The sequence below is a fragment of the Pseudomonas asuensis genome (assembly GCF_014646755.1).
Taxonomy (GTDB): Bacteria; Pseudomonadota; Gammaproteobacteria; order Pseudomonadales; family Pseudomonadaceae; genus Chryseomonas; species Chryseomonas asuensis.
In genome coordinates, this window is record NZ_BMNW01000017.1 from 19,401 (window position 1) to 39,432 (window position 20,032).

Annotated in this window: 17 protein-coding genes and 1 pseudogene; 12 read left to right on the forward strand and 6 right to left on the reverse strand. The window is 51.7% G+C overall.

What is annotated here, in order from left to right:
- Positions 1 to 42: 42 nt before the first annotated feature.
- The gene (locus IEX86_RS22795; RefSeq protein ID WP_188868465.1) at positions 43 to 966 is read right to left on the reverse strand and encodes an ABC transporter substrate-binding protein; all 924 of its coding nucleotides are present in this window, start codon (positions 964 to 966) and stop codon (positions 43 to 45) included.
- 259 nt (positions 967 to 1,225) lie between these two features.
- On the opposite strand from IEX86_RS22795, the gene IEX86_RS22800 reads away from it, so the two are divergent.
- Positions 1,226 to 2,224, forward strand: coding sequence for a LacI family DNA-binding transcriptional regulator (locus IEX86_RS22800; RefSeq protein WP_188868466.1), 999 nt, complete (start codon positions 1,226 to 1,228; stop codon positions 2,222 to 2,224).
- 509 nt (positions 2,225 to 2,733) lie between these two features.
- Entirely contained in the window at positions 2,734 to 3,462 is a 729-nt protein-coding gene (locus IEX86_RS22805) for an SDR family oxidoreductase (RefSeq protein ID WP_188868467.1), read from the forward strand.
- Positions 3,463 to 3,952: 490 nt separating this feature from the next.
- On the opposite strand, the gene IEX86_RS22810 is transcribed toward IEX86_RS22805, so the two are convergent.
- Positions 3,953 to 4,156: a hypothetical protein gene (locus IEX86_RS22810; protein ID WP_188868468.1), complete on the reverse strand. Its 204-nt coding sequence runs from the start codon at positions 4,154 to 4,156 to the stop codon at positions 3,953 to 3,955.
- A gap of 1,300 nt (positions 4,157 to 5,456) precedes the next feature.
- Here IEX86_RS22810 and rbsK point away from each other — a divergent pair.
- The 3 genes from rbsK to IEX86_RS22825 are packed head-to-tail and all read left to right on the forward strand — an operon-like array spanning position 5,457 to position 8,824.
- The gene (gene rbsK, locus IEX86_RS22815) at positions 5,457 to 6,389 is read left to right on the forward strand and encodes a ribokinase (protein ID WP_188868469.1); all 933 of its coding nucleotides are present in this window, start codon (positions 5,457 to 5,459) and stop codon (positions 6,387 to 6,389) included.
- Positions 6,390 to 6,431: 42 nt separating this feature from the next.
- Positions 6,432 to 7,760 carry an L-fucose:H+ symporter permease gene (gene fucP, locus IEX86_RS22820; RefSeq protein WP_188868470.1) on the forward strand — a complete coding sequence of 443 codons (1,329 nt, stop codon included), beginning with the start codon at positions 6,432 to 6,434 and terminating at the stop codon, positions 7,758 to 7,760.
- Positions 7,757 to 8,824: an aldose 1-epimerase family protein gene (locus IEX86_RS22825; RefSeq protein ID WP_188868471.1), complete on the forward strand. Its 1,068-nt coding sequence runs from the start codon at positions 7,757 to 7,759 to the stop codon at positions 8,822 to 8,824. The genes fucP and IEX86_RS22825 overlap by 4 nt, the downstream gene beginning before the upstream one ends.
- Before the next feature lie 5 nt (positions 8,825 to 8,829).
- Here IEX86_RS22825 and deoR read toward each other — a convergent pair whose 3' ends face one another.
- A complete protein-coding gene (deoR, locus tag IEX86_RS22830; protein WP_188868472.1) occupies positions 8,830 to 9,594 on the reverse strand; it encodes a DNA-binding transcriptional repressor DeoR in 765 nt (254 codons plus the stop codon).
- 109 nt (positions 9,595 to 9,703) lie between these two features.
- Here deoR and deoC point away from each other — a divergent pair, with 109 nt between their 5' ends.
- From deoC to IEX86_RS22850, 4 genes and pseudogenes are all read left to right on the forward strand, one after another.
- The gene (gene deoC / locus IEX86_RS22835; protein ID WP_188868473.1) at positions 9,704 to 10,384 is read left to right on the forward strand and encodes a deoxyribose-phosphate aldolase; all 681 of its coding nucleotides are present in this window, start codon (positions 9,704 to 9,706) and stop codon (positions 10,382 to 10,384) included.
- 638 nt (positions 10,385 to 11,022) lie between these two features.
- Positions 11,023 to 12,232: pseudogene (locus tag IEX86_RS22840) on the forward strand (M20/M25/M40 family metallo-hydrolase).
- Positions 12,233 to 14,357: 2,125 nt separating this feature from the next.
- Positions 14,358 to 15,449: a hypothetical protein gene (locus tag IEX86_RS22845; protein WP_188868474.1), complete on the forward strand. Its 1,092-nt coding sequence runs from the start codon at positions 14,358 to 14,360 to the stop codon at positions 15,447 to 15,449.
- A 302-nt stretch (positions 15,450 to 15,751) separates the two neighbouring features.
- Positions 15,752 to 16,045, forward strand: coding sequence for a DUF4326 domain-containing protein (locus IEX86_RS22850; RefSeq protein ID WP_229685463.1), 294 nt, complete (start codon positions 15,752 to 15,754; stop codon positions 16,043 to 16,045).
- A gap of 19 nt (positions 16,046 to 16,064) precedes the next feature.
- Here IEX86_RS22850 and IEX86_RS22855 read toward each other — a convergent pair whose 3' ends face one another.
- Positions 16,065 to 16,424 carry a hypothetical protein gene (locus tag IEX86_RS22855; RefSeq protein ID WP_188868475.1) on the reverse strand — a complete coding sequence of 120 codons (360 nt, stop codon included), beginning with the start codon at positions 16,422 to 16,424 and terminating at the stop codon, positions 16,065 to 16,067.
- Between the two features lie 285 nt (positions 16,425 to 16,709).
- Between IEX86_RS22855 and IEX86_RS22860 the strand changes: the two genes are divergently transcribed.
- Complete coding sequence (locus tag IEX86_RS22860) at positions 16,710 to 16,862, forward strand: hypothetical protein (protein ID WP_188868476.1); 153 nt, start codon at positions 16,710 to 16,712, stop codon at positions 16,860 to 16,862.
- Positions 16,863 to 17,144: 282 nt separating this feature from the next.
- Positions 17,145 to 17,327, forward strand: a complete 183-nt coding sequence (locus IEX86_RS22865; RefSeq protein WP_188868482.1) for a hypothetical protein — start codon at positions 17,145 to 17,147, stop codon at positions 17,325 to 17,327.
- A 271-nt stretch (positions 17,328 to 17,598) separates the two neighbouring features.
- Here IEX86_RS22865 and IEX86_RS22870 read toward each other — a convergent pair whose 3' ends face one another.
- Positions 17,599 to 18,492 (reverse strand): NAD(P)/FAD-dependent oxidoreductase, encoded by an 894-nt coding sequence (locus IEX86_RS22870; RefSeq protein ID WP_188868477.1) that lies wholly within the window; start codon positions 18,490 to 18,492, stop codon positions 17,599 to 17,601.
- A gap of 133 nt (positions 18,493 to 18,625) precedes the next feature.
- On the opposite strand from IEX86_RS22870, the gene IEX86_RS22875 reads away from it, so the two are divergent.
- Positions 18,626 to 19,093 (forward strand): Rrf2 family transcriptional regulator, encoded by a 468-nt coding sequence (locus IEX86_RS22875; protein WP_188868478.1) that lies wholly within the window; start codon positions 18,626 to 18,628, stop codon positions 19,091 to 19,093.
- Positions 19,094 to 19,672: 579 nt separating this feature from the next.
- On the opposite strand, the gene IEX86_RS22880 is transcribed toward IEX86_RS22875, so the two are convergent.
- Complete coding sequence (locus IEX86_RS22880) at positions 19,673 to 19,999, reverse strand: DUF6896 domain-containing protein (protein ID WP_188868479.1); 327 nt, start codon at positions 19,997 to 19,999, stop codon at positions 19,673 to 19,675.
- Positions 20,000 to 20,032 lie beyond the last annotated feature (33 nt).

The following is a 20,032-nucleotide window of genomic DNA, read 5'->3' on the forward strand; positions in this document are numbered from 1 at the left end:
CGCCTGTAGCTGCCATCTGCAGACGGGGCGATCAGAAGAGGCCTACCAGCTAAAGCCGGCCGCTTTTTCTCTATCGATCAAAGACACATCAACCGGGACTGCGGCTGGAACCTTGGACCCCCAGTGCTTGGCAAGAGCTATACCCAGACCTAGACGAACCTGGTCCCGTGGGTATTGAGCACTGGTGGCAATAAACTTGGAGTTTGCTTTCTGGATGGCCTTGATGGCTTCGGGCGCACCATCGACGCTTACCAGCTTGATATCCATGCCGCTGGATTCAATGGCTGTCAATGCACCCAGTGCTCCAGTGTCGTTAACACTGAATATGCCTGCCAGATTAGGGTTGGCCTGCAGCATGTTCTCGGTTACGGTCATCGCCATATCCCGTTCCTGCTTGCCATTCTGCTTGGCAACAATCTTGACGTCCTTGAATTCCTTGACGGCATCATTACAGCCACGCACGCGTTCAAGAATCGGTACAACAGGAATACCATCCAAAATGGCGACTTCACCTTTGCCGCCTAGTTTTTCAGTCATGTACTTACAGGCCATGTAACCAGCATCATAGTTTTTGGACCCGACAAAGGAGTCCAACGGGCCTTCAGCCTGGGCATCAATCGCAACGGTTACAACGCCTGCCTTGTGGGCTGAGATGACAGCTGACTGAACCCCAACAGAGTCTGCGGGATTCAGGAGAAGGATGTTGATGCCACGCTGCAACATGTCTTCGACATCGTTGATCTGCTTGGATACGTCATGGTGAGCATCAGTAACAATCACCTCGGCGCCAATGGTTTTCGCAGCCTGCTCCAGCGATTCCTTCATGGTCACGAAGTAGGGATTGTTCAGCTCCTGAAGAGACAGGCCAATCTTGAGCGTGTCTGCCTTTGCCAATGGGATCAGCGCTGCCGTGCAGCAGGCGCCCAGGAGGAGAGAGACCAGTTTGTTATTCTTGGAAGTCTTCATGGGTTTACCTTTGGTTATTGTTATACGGCAAAATGTAGACGTTTACATTTCTACTCGGAGCTAGATAACTCTATCTGGAGGAGACCTAGTCGCTATGACTAAATAACCCAGTCCAGTCGTAAATGTTAACGTGTACATTTATCGAACCTAGCATGTGCAATTTTGCTTTGCAATAGCTCGTCAAGACGAATGTCGTGACCACTAGGCGGTCCGCTAATATTGATATAATGCGTAAGTTCGCGCAGTAACAGGGTAATCCATGACAAAGCCAGGCAAAGCGACTATTACTGATATCGCAAGACGCGTGAACATGACGACCGTTACCGTCTCACGTGCATTGAACCAGCCGGAAAAAGTAAAAAAGGAAACGCTTGCCCAGATCCTTGAGGTTGCTCGCGAACTCAACTATGTGCCCAATGCCTTTGCGCGTCACCTGAAGAGCCGCGAGAGCCGCTTGATTGGCCTGATCACGGCTAGCCTGGATAACCCGTTCTATGGGGAAATTATCAAGGCTATTACCCGTGAGGCCAAAAAGAAAAATTACTCGCTGCTGCTTTTTGATACCGATGGCTCTCCAGAACTGGAAGCTCGCGCAGTCGATACACTTCTGAGCTACCAGGTATCAGGAATCATCTTGTCAGTTATCTCTGATGATGATGACTACCAGCCAGCCTATTTGCCCAAGCTTGAGATGACCAGAATCCCGGTTGTCCAGATCGATCGCAAGCTAAGCGGTGCTCCCTTTGCAGGCGTTTATCTGGAAAACGAGGAGAGCGGTTATCAGGGCGCCCGTACCCTCTTGAACCAAGGGCATCGGCATATTCTGGTGGTGGGAGGGCCGGAGCGATCCAATATCACCCTTTCCCGGCTCAAGGGGATCCGCCGCGCACTGGGGGAATGTCCGGATCCTACCCAATTGGATGTATTGTATGGTGACTATACCCGAGAGCCCGCACTTGACGCCGTCAGTACCTATTTGGCCAGTGGCAAACGACCAGACGCCATCTTTGGATTGAATATCCTTATCACTCTGGGCAGCCTTGAGGCGATGCGTCAGCATGGGTTCAGTCGGACGGATATCGGGCTTTTCAGCATAGACCACGTACCTTACGCGGACCTGTATGGTGATCCGATTCCCTGTGTGAGCCATGATACCTTTCAGGTAGGGCTCAATGCAGTCAACATGCTGTTGCGCAAAATTGATAATCCCGAGTACCAGCCAGTGGATCAAATCATCAAAGGCGAGCTGAAGACTTGACCGGAGAGGGAAGTGTCTGGCGAGCCTGAGTCCGCTGCTGGATGTAGAAAGGAGGCGCTCGGGGCATACGTCATCACTGCCTGTGCCCCGCGCTGAATGCTCTCTTGGTTTCGTAAGGCTTCCAAGACAATCTACAACTAGCCAGGCGCCAACTGAATGTCTGTAGCGCTTGCGACAGGAGACCTTATCAAGTCCGTGCCGTGAACAGAGCGCTACTTGTCAACCTGTAGAGCTCATGCTAGGTTCGATTAATGTTGACGTTAACATTCATGGGTAGCGATACGCATATGCCATGATTTTGGATTTTTCTGCCCCTCTATGTAAACGTTAACATTGTGTTTGGTACAAGCTTGACATCTCTTTGCAAGGAGGTGATGCCAGGCATGCTAAGCACTACGGCTGTGGCGTCTCGGTTCTGCGCATCGACAAGACATTGGTTACGCCAGACCGATCAACAATAAAAATCGCCTTGTCCTGCAAGGCTGCTGCTAAAAACAAGGATAAATACAATGGCAAACGAGTTAGATGGCAAAGTCGCTGCGGTGACCGGGGCGGCATCTGGTATTGGCTTGGCTAGCGTCGAGGCAATGATTAGCGCAGGCGCCCGTGTAGTTCTAATCGATCGAGACGAGGAGGGGTTGAGAAAAGCTTGTGACAGGCTAGGCGACTCAGCGATTCCTCTAGTCATTGATCTGCTCAACCCGGAGAGTTGCGCCTCGCTTTTGCCAGGTGTTCTGGAAAAGGCAGGGCAGCTGGATATTTTCTATGCCAATGCGGGTAGCTATATCGGTGGGGATCTGTTGGAAGCAAACTCGGCAGGCATCGATCGCATGCTCAACCTCAACGTCAATGCAGTAATGAAAAATGTCCACGATGTGCTCCCTCATATGATTGAGCGCGGCACCGGAGATATCGTGGTAACCGGGTCAGTTGCAGGGCATTTCCCCGTATCCTGGGAGCCTGTCTATGCTGCGTCCAAATGGGCGGTCAACTGCTTTGTCCAGACTGTACGGCGTCAGGTCAACAAACATGGTATTCGTGTCTCGGCGGTTTCTCCCGGTCCTGTTCTGAGCGCCCTGCTGGCTGACTGGCCGGAGGAGAACCTCAGAAAAGCCAAGGAAAGCGGCAGTATCATCGAACCCAAGGAAGTTGCAGATGCTGTCATGTACATACTGACGCGACCACGTAATGTCACTATCCGCGACATGATTGTGCTTCCATCCGCCTTTGATATGTAAGTACAACCTCTACTGGATTGATCCCGTGGTACATCTGTCGGGATCAATCCAGCCTCACATTGCAAGCGTAAAGAGTCATCCAATTGCACTTGCGTCGTTAGAGCCGTTAACCGCATTTATTTCCTGCATAGATTCGTAAGGCAGCCCTGCTCTCAGGCTTGGTAGGGAATAATGAGCAGCTACTACCTGACCGTGACATACACGCCTGGAGCCTTTGCAGGTTAAAGGAGGCATCTGTTCAGGCAATCCGTTATTGCCTGTCCATGATCGCCTCCTTTTACTCTAAAGCTCGATGTGTACTCATCAGAACGTGAGTATCAGGTATGGCGTGCTACATGGCCGAATGGCCATGCGCTTATCAGCTATACCGTACGATTACATCGTCAATAGCGAGACTGCATCCAGAAGGTGCTAATGCCTAGCGAAGGAGCTATGTTCTTCTAGCCTGCAGGCGCAATGGGGGTGGCTGAATGCGCTAGGCGATCTCACATTACCTGAGCTTTATTTTCTCGAGTAGCGTTTCATACGAAGCGCTGCTTAATCCACCGTAGTAACGGCAGATTTCCAGATGCTCCTGAATCGGGGGCGTAATTTCAGTAGGATCCTTTGACCAGTGCTCAAACAGTGCTATTACCATGTTGCGTAACACAGAGCCGTCATGGATGGATTGGTCCTGATACAGGATCCAGAGCATCCCCGACTCCCAATGCGAGGTAGCCTACTCTTGAGGCACGTCTTAAGAGTGCGGGCAATAAATCTTGTTGCTGGTCCGTTAGGGGTAAAGCATCTCATTACCAGATACTACAGCCAGAGGCCTCTACTCTAAGTCTCTTCAGGAGCTACCGTTAATTAATCAGACTCGCTTTGCTTACAGGCAACAAAAAACCCGCCGAAGCGGGTTCTTGTTGATCATACTCAACGTCCTGTCGAGTGCCATCCAGGCGACGATCAATCATCCTTGATCTCTCTGAGCACATCCTGTGCTGCAGTTGATGGGAGTAGATTACGGGCTTTACTGAAGGCGCAATAGAGTACCGTGTAAGCATTTAGCTATTCGTGCAGTTATGATCAATAGAAGCTTGACCTGCGGTAGCCAGTCTTTCTAAAGCTTTAGCAACATCCGACTGCCGTAAACATAGCTAGGCTGAGATTCAAGGACGCGTTATTAGGCGTTCTAAACCAAGTCAGCATTTCAATGCATATATAAACGCTCTAGGGCGCAATTTATCAAGGAGATATCCTCTTAAGTGTGGCTTTCGACGGTACGCAGGCATAGTAATGCCGCTTTTCTCAGGATGTGGTTCTTTACAGTATTGCACGCCACCTGGTTGGGCCACTCATGAGAAGCGCCATTGACCTGGGGCCGGCGGTCGGTTATCGAAGGGTAAGTAGCTGAAAGTAAGCAACATGGATCTTTTTATTAATGCTACCGCTGAGCCGCCAAGAGTTCGTCTCCACAAGCTTCTGCTATGAAAGGCAAGCATGCTACCTGTATGCGGCCTGAGCGTTACAACCCGGCCGCCTGGCGCTCGATGAGACAGGTTCACTCCTATCCAATAGAGACTGATGTCAGTCTGCAGCTTTGAATCCGCAAGGGGGCTTTATGTTGGCCCCTACGGCGGCTGAGCTCTGCATGTCTCAGGTTGGCTCGCCTGATCTGTGCAGCAGGGTTGCCCATTCTCACCGCGTACCACTCGACCAGGTTTTGAGCACCCACCAGCGAAGCCACATGCCTGGTAAGCGCCGTTTATCACACTGTAGTTCATTTAACTATGGAATTCGACCGAGTGCATCGGTTGATAAATGTGGTTATTCACGCTGACCGCCGTAGCCTGGATGTGCAGGCTATTCCCGGTTCGGCCGATGCAGGGCTATCTCATTCTGCTCTAACGAGCTTTGCAAATAAAGATTGAATAATCACAAAAAATGTTATTTAAATAACAAAAGATAGATGCCCTGGTAAGTCCGCCGGGACGGTTGAGGTCATAAGAACAATGAGCAAGATCGCAGTCATTGGCAGCAACATGGTCGACCTGATCACTTATGTCGATCGAATGCCCGAGCAGGGTGAGACACTCGAAGCACCGCGCTTTGCCATGGGGTGTGGAGGCAAGGGCGCTAATCAGGCGGCTGCCGCTGCACTGCTTGGCGCTGACGTGTTGATGGTCAGTAAGGTGGGTGATGATGCATTCGCTGACACCACATTGGCTAACTTCAAGCGCCTGGGGATCGATACCCGGTTTGTTGAGCGTGTGCCTGGTGTTTCAAGCGGTGTAGCACCCATTTTTGTTCAAGAGAACTCGCATAACAGCATCCTGATCGTTAAAGGTGCAAATGCGCATTTGGAGGCAGCTGATATTGATCGCGCCGAAGCAATATTGCGTAACTGCGCCTTGATCGTGTTGCAGTTGGAGATCAATTTGCCAAGCGTGTATCACGCCATCGACTTCGCGCATCGACATGCCATTCCTGTACTGCTCAACCCAGCCCCGGCTGTAGCAGGACTGAGTCGTAAACACCTGAGCCAGCTGAGCTTTCTAATTCCTAATGAAAGCGAGCTGGCCCTGCTGAGTGAGAAGCCCGTGAATTCGCCCCAGGCTGCTGCTCAAGCTGCACGCAGTCTGGTCGCCGAAGGCGTGCGCCACGTCATTGTTACCCTGGGCGAACAGGGCGCTCTTTATGTAGGGGAGGAGGGCGAGTGGAGGGTTGATGGGCACAAGGTACAGGCACGTGACACTAGCGGTGCAGGCGATGCCTTCATTGGCTGCTTTGCCCACCATTGGAGCCAGGATGGCAACATTCGGAAGGCAATGGAACAGGCCGTGGCCTATTCGGCCTGTTCAGTGACAGGCCTGGGTACTCAGTCCTCCTATCCAGATGCTACGACGTTTGCGCGCTTTGTTGCAGCTCTTAAGACTGGATCCTAACGATTTCCCAACGATTACCTGTGCATTTTGCGGAGAACAATAATGAACAAGCCTGCATTGCAACAAACCCCGGACGGATTCTATCTGAATCGTACTCCCTGGTTTGCCTTTCTGCTGCTGTGCTGCATTTTTGCCCTATGGGCCGCAGCAGCGAGCATGAACGACGTCCTCATTGCCCATTTCAAGAAAGCGTTTCTGCTCAGTGACTTTCAGACCGCCTTCGTTCAATCAGCGTTTTACCTTGGATATTTCTTTGTTGCCATTCCAGCAGCGCTGGTAGTAAGACGCTTTAGCTATAAGACTACCATCCTGATAGGCCTTATGCTTTACATGCTGGGTTGCACTCTGTTTTTCCCCGCCGCCTCTACCGCCAAGTACGGTATGTTCCTGATAGCGCTGTTTGTGATTGCTGCTGGCCTGTCATTTCTGGAAACCGCGTGCAATACCTATTCGACTCTAATGGGACCGCGCGAGTCCGGCACACGGCGACTCAATATCTCGCAAACCTTTCATCCCTTCGGCGCGATGGCAGGGGTATATGTCGGCAGCTTTGTGATGTTCAAGGAGACTGATGCAACACACGAGCAGCTGATTCAGATGAGTGCCACTGAGGCAGCCGTGCAGCAACTGCAAATGATCCAGTCGACCCTGTTGCCGTATAAATGGATGATTGCGGTTCTTGCCCTAATGTTTATTTTAATTGCCGTTACCCGCTTTCCTGCCTGTAAAGGGAACGGCCAGGCAACTGCAGCGAAAACCAGTATCATCCAAAGCCTTGGCCGACTGCGCCGTAACCCACGCTTTTGTCTTGGGGTGCTGGCGCAGTTCTTGTACGTAGGCGCACAAGTAGGTGTATGGAGTTTTACCATACGCCTGGCCATGCAAATGGGCGGCATGAATGAGCGCAGCGCCTCCTGGTTTTTATTGATTACCTTCGCTGCATATTTCGTGGGAAAGATGATTGCCAACCTGCTGATGCGCAAGATGCATCCGGCCAGGGTCCTGGCCTTGTATGGCGTTTTAAGTATCGCGTTACTGGCCTATACCGTTCTGGTGCCAAATATCACGGCAGTGTATGCCGCTGTAGGTGTTAGTGTGTTTCTTGGTCCCTGCTGGCCAACCATCTATGGCCTGACCATTGATGGTCTTGGCGAGGACACCAGTGTTGGCGGCTCGCTGTTGGTAATGAGCATTGTTGGCGGCGGTGTGCTGCCGATCTTCCAGGGTTTGTTAAGCGATGCCAATGGTGGGAACATGCAGATTGCCTATAGCGTACCGCTGCTATGCTTTGTCGTGATCGTCGCCTACGCCTTGTACTGCCTGCGTAAGCCGCGTGTTCTGGTCAGTGGCGCCAAGGTGGTGACATCATGAGTGATCAACACATGCACCTGCCACTGTACCCTGCGCTTTGGGGAGAGACCTCTCGGCTACTCCTCAAATCAAACAAATTCAGCGCACATGCCTGGACTTACCCCAGCGGGGTCAGGGCTCTCTCGCTTGAGAACAGTCGTGGGCGATTGGTGGTCCTGCCGTGGCAAGGGCAAATGATCTGGACGGCCGAATTCGACGGCCAGACGCTGACCATGCACAACATGTTTCATCAGCCGCGGCCGAGTTCAAGTGTGATCGGCACCTATGGCTGCTTCATGTTCCATAGTGGCCTGCTGCGCAACGGATGCCCAGCCCCCGAGGATGATCACGCGCTGCATGGCGAGATGCCCTGCGCGCCAATGGACAGTGCCTGGCTTGAGGTGGGTGAGGATGAGCAGGGCACCTACCTGCGTTTGGCAGGTGAATACGAATATGTACAAGGCTTTGGTGATCATTACCGGGCCACCCCCAGCGTGACCTTACGTCCGGATAGCGGCCTGTTCGGGATCGGCATGCATGTGCTCAACCTGGCGGGCAGGCCTATGGAACTGATGTACATGGCGCACATGAATTACGCCTATGTTGAAGGTGGGCGCCTGTTTGAGCCGCTCGGCTGCGGCCGCACACGGGTCCGGGCAAGCGTACCCGCCCATGTACGCCCGACGCCTGCCTGGACCGCTTACATGGCTGAGCTAACGGCTGACCCCGCACGCCTGCAGGTGCTTGACTCTCCAGCGCTGTACGATCCGGAGGTGGTCTGCTTTTTTGAGGATGTACCCAGTGACGACCGCAGTCACGCCCACTTTTTTCTTGAGCATCCTGACGGCGCAGCGTTTTATACCAGTTACAACCCACAACAATTTAATCATGCTGCGCGTTGGATACTGCATAACTCTGACCAACAGGTGGCGGCGTTTGTCCTGCCTGCCACCTGTGAACCCGAGGGCTACAAAGCAGAATTGGCTAAAGGCAACGTGCGCCGCCTCGAACCGGGAGCTCATGCAGAGTTCAGGCTTAACACCGGTTATTTGAGCCCTGCTGAGCGGAGTGCATTTCAACCTTGAGTGCCCTAGATTACCAACTGCGCGCCTCCGGCCTCAATTGCCTCACGGTAGGCGCGCGGAATCTTCTTGTCGCTCACGACGTAATGGAAGTCGCTCAGCGCGCCAAAATGGGCGGTGCGAACTGCATCGAATTTGGAGTGGTCAGCCAGCAGCAGGCGTTGCTGGGCTTGACGTATCACCTTCTTCTTGACCTCCACCTCATGAAAATTAAAACAGGTGACACCAAAATCCAGGCTTACACCGGCTGCTGATACAAAGGCCCAACTCAGGCGCACCCCGTCCAGAATGCTGGCTTCCGCATGGCTTTCAAAGACCTGATTCTTACGGTGGAAGGTGCCGCCACACAAGACGATATTGCATCGGGGCTTTAGCTGGAGCTTAAGCAGCACATTCAAGGAATTGCACACGGCTGTGAACTCAAGATCGTCAGGAAGAAAATCGACGACGAAAGGGATGGTTGTACCACAGTCAAAGAATACGGTATCCCCAGGCTGGATAAAGCTGGCAGCGAGCTTGCCGATGCGCCGCTTTTCTTCAACGTGGCGAGTGTCTTGTTCGCTGACTCGGTAGTCGCCTGGTTCCAGATCGTCTCGAGCGCGGGTGATATAGCCACCGAGCAGGCGGAGTTGATCGGGATGCCTCATCAGGTCACGCCGCAGGGTCATCTCGGAGACTTCAAGAAGAGAAGCCATCTCACGGAGATGGATCGCCTTCTGGTCTTGCAGGGCTTGCTGGATAAGCTTGATTCGATCTGTCTTTTTAGCGTCCACAGGCGTTCCGGAAACTCGTCATTGATGTTATAAATATAACACTGATTGTTAAATTAATAACGTATGGCTAAATGCCTGCGTCTCTTTACTTAAGGACAGGAACTGGCAGATGAACCCCCTCGCTCCCGCTGAACTGGCTAAACTCATCGACCATACGTTATTGGCTGCAGATGCCACTCGCGCCCAGATTGATACGCTTTGTGCTGAAGCCCGAGCACACGGATTCTATTCGGTCTGTATCAACTCTGCGCATGTTCCTTATGCTGTTGAGCAACTGGCTATAACTGAAGTGAAGATCTGCGCCGTGGTTGGTTTTCCCCTGGGAGCCTCGCTGAGTGCCAGCAAGGCGTACGAGGCTGTACAGGCAATTACCGCAGGTGCTGGGGAGATCGACATGGTACTTAACATCGGCTGGCTTAAGGACGGTCTGTACGAGGCTGTACGTGATGATATCGATGCGGTGCTAAAGGCCTGCGGCAAGGTGCCTTTGAAGGTCATCCTGGAAACCTGTCTGCTCGACGAAGCGCAAAAGATACGAGCCTGCGAAATCTGCCGTGACCTGGGGGTAGCATTTGTTAAAACCTCTACAGGCTTTAATCGTAGCGGAGCCACTGTCGACGATGTGATTCTGATGCGAAAAGTAGTAGGGCCTGATGTGGGAGTAAAAGCATCAGGTGGTGTGCGGGATGTCACTACTGCCATGGCGATGATTGAAGCGGGTGCTACGCGGCTGGGCACCAGCTCCGGCATTGCAATTGTAACAGGGGGCGAGGGAAGTAGCGGATATTAAGGTAGTGCTTCCGCTTGCAGCAGTCTTCTTGTCAGTCGAGATTGATCAGACGAATACAGCTTGAAGAGCTTGTATCAGTGGCAGATCAAGAGTCTGCTGCTTTCGGCACTTGGCGTGCAGGTCCAATGACTCAGGTGGTTACCGGCACTGGATCTACATCCAATTGCACGTGATTTCTTTACGCACATCTTTCCAGCGTGTCTTTCAACGAATGCGCGCCCTTACAGGACGTTTGAAATCTTAGGCAGGTGGTGAATTCCCCTTCCGGAGAAGCTTGAGGAGGATATGCTGTATTTCGGGCGCATGCGCTTGGTAACAGCCGTCATTTAATATGCCTTGCTACCGTTATGATAATGGCGCTTATCTGCCTGCCACGAGGCCGTAGTACCGATGGATTCGACAGTCGAAATCTGGACCATTTGGAAGAGCATTTGACTTGGCCTCCTGTGGCTACCAGACACTGCGTAAATACTGTTGAAAGGTTATGTGCTTTATGTCGGGCTTGATCAACTGGATAATAGCTCAGTTTCAGGAAGCTCTATACTGAGCAGCCTCTAGCTATCGTATCCGTCCAGTGAACTTAATCCCCCTAGGATGCATCCGTAGTCAGTAGCTATCTAACTCAGGGCGTGCCTCCCATGCTTGGACAACCATTAAAAATCGCTGCTGTTTTGATGTTCTCTTTCGCCCCGCTAATGACACTAGCGGCTGATCCGACATCCAAAGAGATACTTGATCAAGCCGAAGCACAGAAATCCAGTTACCTGAAAACGCTTGAGCAGTTGGTATCGATCGATACTGGTTGATCGTCTTAAGTCGTTGGGCGCAGAGGTTAGCGTAACCCCAGCCAGCCCGTCGGTAGGCGGCAATATTGTTGGGACGATCAAAGGTAGTGGTAAGGCAAGATTTCTGCTCATGGTGCATTACGACACTGTATTTGCCCCTGGCACGGCCGCTAAGCGCCCATTTCGAGCGGATGAGGCGCGTGCCTATGGACCTGGGGTAGCTGATGCTAAAGGTGGCGTAGCGATGATCCTGCATTCGCTACAGCTGCTCAAAGAGCAGGACTTCAAACAGTTTGGGACCATTACTGTTCTATTCAATCCAGATGAGGAAACAGGCTCCGCTGGATCGAAGGCCATTATTGCAGAGCTAGCGCAAAAGCACGACTACGTCTTTTCCTATGAACCGCCAGATAAGGAAGCGGTTACCGTAGCCACCAACGGTATCAATGCTGTACACCTCTCAGTGAAGGGTAGAGCCTCTCACGCAGGTTCAGCTCCCGAGGAGGGTCGAAACGCTGTAATTGAGTTGGGGCATCAGCTTGTCAGACTCAAGGATCTAGGAAATCCGGCTAAAGGCACCACAGTAAACTGGACCATTGCCAACGGAGGCGATAAGCGAAATATTATTCCTGCGTCGGCAGTTGCTGAAGGTGATATGCGCTATTCGGATCTTTCCGAATACGACCGTGTCCTTTCGGAAGGCACCAGGCTTATCCAGGAAAAGCTAATACCGGATACCGAGGTTAGCTTTCGTATCGATAAAGGCCGGCCCCCCTTAGTAAGAAACCCAGGCTCAGAGCAGCTTGCCGAGCGAGCCAAGGGTCTTTATTCAGCTATTGGACATACTCTGGAGCCGGTGGCGATGAGATTTGGAACTGATGCCGGGTATGCCTATGTACCCGGTGAAAGTAAGCCTGCCATTCTTGAAACCATGGGCGTCGTAGGCGCTGGGCTACATTCGCCTGAAGAGTACATTGACCTTTCTAGTATTGCGCCAAGGTTGTACCTGACCGTAAGCATGATCAAGGAGCTTTCCGAAAAGGAGCTCACTGGGGCCAAGTAGCATCGGTGACTCAGCCAATAGCTGTTTATGGTGATATTAAAAGGTAACAGGGCAGTAATCTTAAAAGATTACTCTCCTGCTGCCTCTTCGGATGGCAGGGCTGAATCCATCAGCATCCATTGCTTTGTTACACAGGAAGCAATTGAAATGGGTGTCACTATTTAGTTATCGACCTAGGTCTGCCCAACCTTAATAAAAATACTCCTGGCTGAAAGTCAGCCCTGTTACCGGTCCCCTCAGGTCTTGTCGCTCAGCCAGGTTTACTTGATAGGGAAAGCGCTGCTTTCCGTTGCCATGCTCAGGTTCTATAAATAAACCACGCAATGATGCCCAAGGTTGAATCGGGTAGCTTTGTAGTGGTCAACGAATCCCGGAAATTTCATTAAGTTATTTTTTTACTAACAGGTCTCGTAGGCGAAGCGAGGCAGTGCGGTTCATGTAAGCCACCAGAAAGGTAAGTGCTCCTTTGAAACAGGTTTTGGAGCAGATACGCATGTATCGACTTTCTGACTAAGATTCCTGAGATATAACCAAGAGTCGCTGATCTGATGGTTGTACAATTATTTAGGAATGGAAGAATGTGTTCTGAAGTGCCACTGGCGCTTGTTTAAATCCCACAGCTCGAAACCAGAGCAAGGCCTGTGCAGTGACTCTAATAGTGAGTGTAAAAGCGCGACAGTCATGACCGTCCAACAGGACATGAGGTAGCCGTAGCAGGAAATGACGGCAGCGAGTACTCCTATTAGCAGGGGAATGCGTCTGAGCCATCGAGTTTCATGCTGTACTCGTGCGTCGAGCATGGCGATTAACTTTTCCCTGTCTTCCTGCATGGCTGGCCTCTTGTGGTCTAATTACTATTATGCCCACACTAACCTAGCTACTGGTATCCATCGTGTTCAAGGACGTCCTGTTCAAAGACCGCAAAATCGTATTCTCTCTTGTGGCCGTGTTGAGTTTATGGGGACTTTCCGCACTTATTGCCATCTGTGCCAGCGACGCGGTACTAGACAGACATAATGTCCTAAGACACTTCGTTATGCTTCAGCAACTGCTTTTTCCAACTGAGCGGTGGTCAAGGGCCTCACACTTTTACCAGGTAACGTTGCTGTGTAATTCCATCCTCGTCTACTCAATTCCCTTCTACTGCTACATTAGTTGGCGCTACGTGTGGATGCGATCAACGGGTTTAATTGCGAAACCTAGACTAGCCATCAAGGACAGAGTTGCACTGATCATTTCAGCTCTGTTCATGGCGCTTCTCTTTGTCGGTTTCTGGAGATTATTCGAGAGTCAGGATACCCGTCTTTTCAGATTCTCGACGTCAAAGGTGGATCTTGCACTTTATGGCAGTGCTGTATTTGGATGGATGGCTTTCTTTCTTGTAACCCCCGTTGCAATCTTGGTTAGGCTCTTTAAACATTGAAGGATATAGCAGCTGATCCGACTGCAGCGCGGGCGCGGGTAGCCACTTGCATCGCAGGTTTTGCATGTCAGGTTTGATTGAGTCAGCAAAATTGAGCGATCCATGCCTATCCGATCATGTGAATGCTGTGGGGACGCCCTGAAAACGGGGTAGACGGGCGAATACTATTTCTACCGCCATGAAGGCCTTTTGATCGATCTATGCGGCGGCCTTGATACCGAGGCCTACCAGCTGGTCGAGGAGAAACGTCGGACAGGAGCTGATGCCCGCTTTAATCCTGTTATGACGCCATGCAGGAGCGGTTTGATATCAGCAAGGCGACCCCCGGATCTGCTAGAGAGGTCTACAGCCAAGTCTGATATGGATGAGGCATTGATCGCCATCCAACCTGCATGCTTGATAGAAACTGGCGATCTGGCAGGCCTGTTTTTCAGTAGAGAGCGGTAGTCCGAGGCTACATGCACTGACAGGCTGCCGAGTGCAAATAGCGCCTGCCGGCTTCCCTAAGACGGACGTTGCCGCACTTGTCACCTATTTAAAGTGAAAGGTCATTCCCAAAATATCCACTATGCTTCAAGCCACCGCCATGTCTGGATGACGGTCCCGGCAGACGTTTACAAAAGCGAGGTCAGGCTGCGTGAGTGCCGGTGCTCCTCTTGGCCGAAAAGCTCGGCTTATCTATGAGCATTTATGGAGTTTTCTATGAAACGTTCAGCACTTTCGATAGGGATAACGTTGCTATTGGCCTCCGTTGCTATCCACGCAGATAACAATATTGCAGAGCAATATCAGGATGGGACAGGGCTCAAGTCGTCGCTTACCCAGGCAGGATCGGGCAACTATTCCTTGCAGCGTCAGGAAGGCGGCCGATATGACACCATCGAGACAAGCCAGGTAGGGACCGGGAACCGGGCGACTGCCCTTCAGACTGGATTTGGAGAGGGGAACATACAAATCGATCAAAATGGGACAGCCAATCAGGCAATGGTTCAGCAACAGCCAGGTAGTGAAAGCTACACAGCTGCTAATGGTGGGGCTATCAGCCAGGTAGGTAGTGGAAACCTGTCGGAGGTGACTCAGGGTGGAATCCAGAATTACACACAAAGCCTGCAATCCGGAGATAACAATGAACATGCTGTCATGCAGGATGGTTACCTGAACTACGCAAGTCTTGCCTCTTACGGTGACAATAATAGGATCTCGGTATCGACGCTCCCAGGTACCCTGTCAATGGATAACAGCGTAGGCGCCATCCAGGTTGGTAACGCCAACACTACTGTTGTGGAGCAAAGTGGTACAGGAGCGTACATTAGGGCAAGACAGGAAGGTAGCGGCAATACTGTTGAAGCGCTTCAACGAAATGAAGGTGAAAGTTTGGCTCCTGATGCGATTGCCTCCATATACGGCGGTGATAACCGACTTACTATCGATCAGAATGGTGCATCCCGTTTGGAGGCTTACCAGGATGGGAATTCTAATAGCGTAAACGTCCGGCAGGAGCGTCAAAGCGGTGTTTTTGCCTCTAGTCTCTTAACGGATGTAATTGGCTCAAATAACAGCATCGATGTCTTTCAGGTCAGCAATGAACTTAGCCTCCCAAGCAGAATGACCATTACCCAACATGGTGATGAGCTTGACGTTACCGCCCGCCAGGACAATACAAGCAGCAGTAACCTTGAGGTGTTACAGAGCGGGTTGCTTGGTGTTGTCACGGTGCAGCAGAGCGGTATTTATAACGAGGCCAGGCTTGTTCAAAACGGTATGGCAAATAGCGCAAGTATCACGCAGCAATAAAGTGGTTGCCGTTCCAGTGTTATCACTAACCGTGCAAAGGCAATGACCTAACAGAAGGCTGGCTATATTCGCCACCCGTCTGCCCTTGGCAGGCGGGTGCTGATGAAAACATTGGGTTTACCAGAAATGGACTTTTTGATCTGGCCTCCTGTAGCTATCAGGCACGCACCCAGCAAAACCGAGCCGAACGTGTTAAATGTGAGCGCATCGTGCCTCTTGAATAGTCGGCCATAACCGCCATTACTGCGCTAATCAATATGCGCTGGGTACTGCTGTTCAATTGGAGCTACTAGAAAGTAATCATGAATGAACTGCCTGCACGTATACAGCTACGCCGTACCAAAGGCTGGCGTTTGCCGGAGGGCGCTGTACGTGTTGCCAGACCGGGCAAGTGGGGAAACCCCTTCAGTGTTGCTGAGCATGGCCGTGAGGAGGCCATAGCACTGTTTTCTGCATATCTTGATCAACAGCTGGCGGCGGGTACCCTGGACATAACAGAGCTGCGCGGAAAGGCTCTGGCCTGTTGGTGTCGTCTGGATGAGGCCTGCCATGCGGATGTCTTGATCAGAATGGCCAATAGAAAAGGCCCTTCATGATCAAGCGAATGCACTGAAATCAGTTTACTTTCTTAAAGATGGCGTCAATGGACCTGAAGTGACTTAGCGATGTGCCGTCTTTCTGCATTTCCAGCTTGGGAGTAATCTCTCCATCGCTGGTCTCGACCAGCACGTCATCAGTTTGAGCAGTCAGGTATATATCCACGTCCCAGCCTAGACCTGGACCGTATTCATCAATGGTTTCAGTAGCGCGTAACTTGTCGCCTTCCTCTCTCAGGACCAAAGTCTTTGCTACATCATCATTTACTGTTTTCCAAGTACCCACGTACTTGGAGTAGTCATGGTCCTTACAGCCTGCCATGAACGCGAACACTACTGTCAGAGACAGGCCCTTGAGCAGACTTTTATAACTACACATGCTAGTCATTCATCCTTAATCAACCATCTTCAAGGTCTTGCGGCCGTGATGCCTCAATAACCTCTCATCCTTATCAACCACCAGCCTGAGCCATCGACTCAATAACACCCTTAGCGCTGTTATGAGGGTTCGTACTGGCTCGGAAAGCGATAAATCTTGCTAATTGTAACGGGCGCCTCTACCTGTCCCATGTGCTCTAGTGCTCTTTCTGCTGCGCTTCGCGCCCTTGCATAACCGAAGTCTCGTGAGAGAGTAAAAGTGTCTGCCACTTTTAGGACCTCTCCCATGAATACGAAACAGCTTGTCATCATCCACATCGCCGCCTTGAGCTTGATCTGGGGCGTAGGCCATATGCTGGGCCTATACGCTTCCATCAATCCAATGATTGCTCTTCTCATGGTTAGCCTTTTGCTGGCGCTGGGTTGGCTCGTCACGTAGCTGATCAAGAGGAGGAGCCAGTAACCCTAAAGGTCTCAGCTCGGCCTGCAGCAGGGCAGCACAAGAGCGCATTCCGCGCTAGCAGCTACGCCGCTCGGTCTAGTAGCGCCTTAAACAGCAGTGGTGCTGATATGACAACACCTGCCACGCTGACGATTTTGAGCGACACGGGACCCACTTGCGCCGGAGGCGTTGGTGATTCGGGTAGTTCCTGTGGAGAAAGTGGCTGCGGCTGACAAGGCCGAAGGCTTGCACTCTTTCCTGTGCCACGAGGAAATCAGGATGAATGAATATTTTGAGTGGGAAGAAGCTGTAGCTGAACAGGTCGCCGCTGCTTTGGATGTAGGCCACTCAGATGCATCAGCCATTGTAGAGGCTCTGCTGTTCAAGATGCAGCAGGCGTGGAGTATGGGCATGGATGCAGAGCAGGCGGCAAACGTTGTTGTTGAGACTAGCGCTGCATAGGGATTAAAGAATCGAGCTGGATACGTGTGGACCAGCTCGGACACATGAAGTCTATGCTATTAGACCTGAATAATACTAACTATTGGCTGATTCCAAGCCACTGATCTAATCGAGAATTCTTGGGAAGCAGCTATCGACCACTTGCAAGGCTCGGTCCTGTACAAAGTCTGCTGGAACCGTGCCGTTTAAGGCAGAGCGCCTCAAGAGCTAAGGACCGCAGTAGGACGGAAGCGATTAAACGTGACAGGCAGGCTATTTCGAGTATCAGTGTTCAGCGAAAAAGCAGCGACTGATGGGCTGCGACACCTGTGCGGGCCCCATCGCCTACAGCGATAGCGACATTACCAGCGGCTAATGCTGTATCACCACAGGCAAACACGCCGGGCACGCTGGTTTCGCGCATTAGATCCACTCTGATGAATTCGCCGGTGGGGCCGCTTTCGAGAGCGCAGCCAAGTTGTGCCACGAGTGGGCTCGCTAGATGCGTGCGTGGTTGGGTAAACAAACCTGCAAGCTTGACCACCCGACCGCTTGCCAGAGCCACTTCGACTTGCTCGCCCTCGCCGCTAATCGACACGACTGGCTCGCGTTCCAGCACGACCCGGCGACCTTCCAGCTTGACCAGCTGCTCAGCATCCGGTTCGAATACTCTATTAAGAAAGAGCGTTGTTGGTCCCCAATCGGGCAGTATCAAGGCATGGTGGATGGCAAGGGGCGAGGCGGCTAATACCCCAATTGCTCCGCCGTTCAGTTCATAGCCGTGGCAATAAGGACAATGAAATACCTGTTGTCCCCAACGTTCCGCGAGCCCAGGGATGTTGGGCAATTCATCAGTCACACCGGTAGCCAAGATCAGGCGCAGGGCGCTAAAAGTCTCGCCATTGCCTGTTGTCACCTTAAACCCCTCGCCATCGCTCCTCGCTTCGATAGCTGTTTGCTTATGCCACCGTACAGAGGGGTAAGCCAGGAGCTGCCCGCGTGCTTGTTCGGCAATGACATCAGGGCTACGGCCGTCCTGACCGAGAAACCCGTGGGACGCTTTTGCGAATCGATTGCGGCGCTGACCTGCATCAATCACCAATACGGTACATCGCGCTCTCGCCAGTTGCATACCGGCAGACATGCCAGCATAGCTGCCACCAATAATGATTACGTCGTAAGTCATGACCCACCTCTGCAAAATCAACTCAATCAAATTTCTAGAAACAACGTAAGTTACATGAGTAGTAGCTGTCAAGACTCTCGTAACTTTTACTGTTTCGAGCTATACTGCACGGCCTGTCTCAGGACTTCTATCTATGAGAAACGACACGCGCTTGTCACGTATGCTGCATGTGTTGATCCACATGGCCCGTCACGATCTGCCCGCGACCTCTGACAGCCTCGCCCAGATGCTAGGTACCAATCCTGTAGTGGTACGTAGAACCATGGCACTGCTTAAGGAGCAGGGTTATGTCCGGTCAGAGAAGGGGCATCGTGGTGGGTGGTCGCTGGCAAAACCGCTCGGCGAAATAACGCTCCTCGATATCCATTTGGCTTTGGGATCGTCCTCACTTTTCGCTATCGGTTTGTCTACCGATCATCCCGAGTGTCTGGTTGAGCAAGCTGTAAACACTGTGCTAACGGATGCGTTTGATGCCGCGCAGGCTCTGCTGAACGAGCGCTTGAGGAGCGTCACATTGGAGCAGTTAGCTGAAGATTTCGAGCGCCGTTATGAGCGACTTGAGTCGGCCAAGGCAATGCAATGTATAGAGCCAAATAGCTGATATTAAAAATCTTAGCTAGCTGGTGGCTTTTTGAGACGGTAGCTACTTTCTGCAGGACACCTTAAAGGTTTCTAATGGTGCAAGTTATCCCATACGGCATCCGACTTGCCGGGTTCAGACAAGCCGACGTCCTTTGCAGCACAGGCAGGTATCATCGGGGTCACCTTCGCTCTAAAGAATGTAAGCCAAATTCCAAGCCGGGGATGTCACCGAGGAGAATCCCGACTTCATGCGCTTCTGTCTGTCCTGAGCAGACGATCCTGTACATGCTGATTAGATGGGAGGCCCCCGGAAGATCCCAAGAGTTTATAGACCAAACAAGTGAATTCTGTGGTGTTAGATAGCGAGCAGCACATGCGTATACCCCCTCTGGCCATGGAAAGTGAGTCTGTGGCTGCGGGAGATTGGTAATCTCCATCATACCGCTGACAAGTCCGTAGAACTCGGTCTCGGATGAGAATACTGGAAGATCGATTCGGATCTTTAACACTCTGCGGCCTCGGCTATGAGACATGGCGATTAAGTCAAGGACAGGTCTGTACAGGACCCAGTGAAAGAGTTAGCGGTTTGATCATCTAGTCACGTGGCATCCGTGATGTAGTAGAGGATATGCCCTGAGTACACTAGCGAGCCTGCTGTCACCTCTGCTTTAAAACATTCCTTAAGTGAATCCTCACTCGGAAAACCATACTCGAACAGTTTTAAGCCAGCAAAGCGAATGAGCCGCCATTCGTCAAAACCATCAATCTCGCCGCGTTTTCCAAAATCAAAGTCTATTGTGCCTGTAGGTAATTTAACGGCACAGCCGTAGCCGTGCTTGAAGTAAGGAACACCGCCTAGTTGTTTGGTCCCAGGGAGAAAGGGTTTATGGTATAGACCTCTATCGGAGGAGGATCCATGGCTCAAGTTCTACACAAACGCGCCACGACCACGCACGCC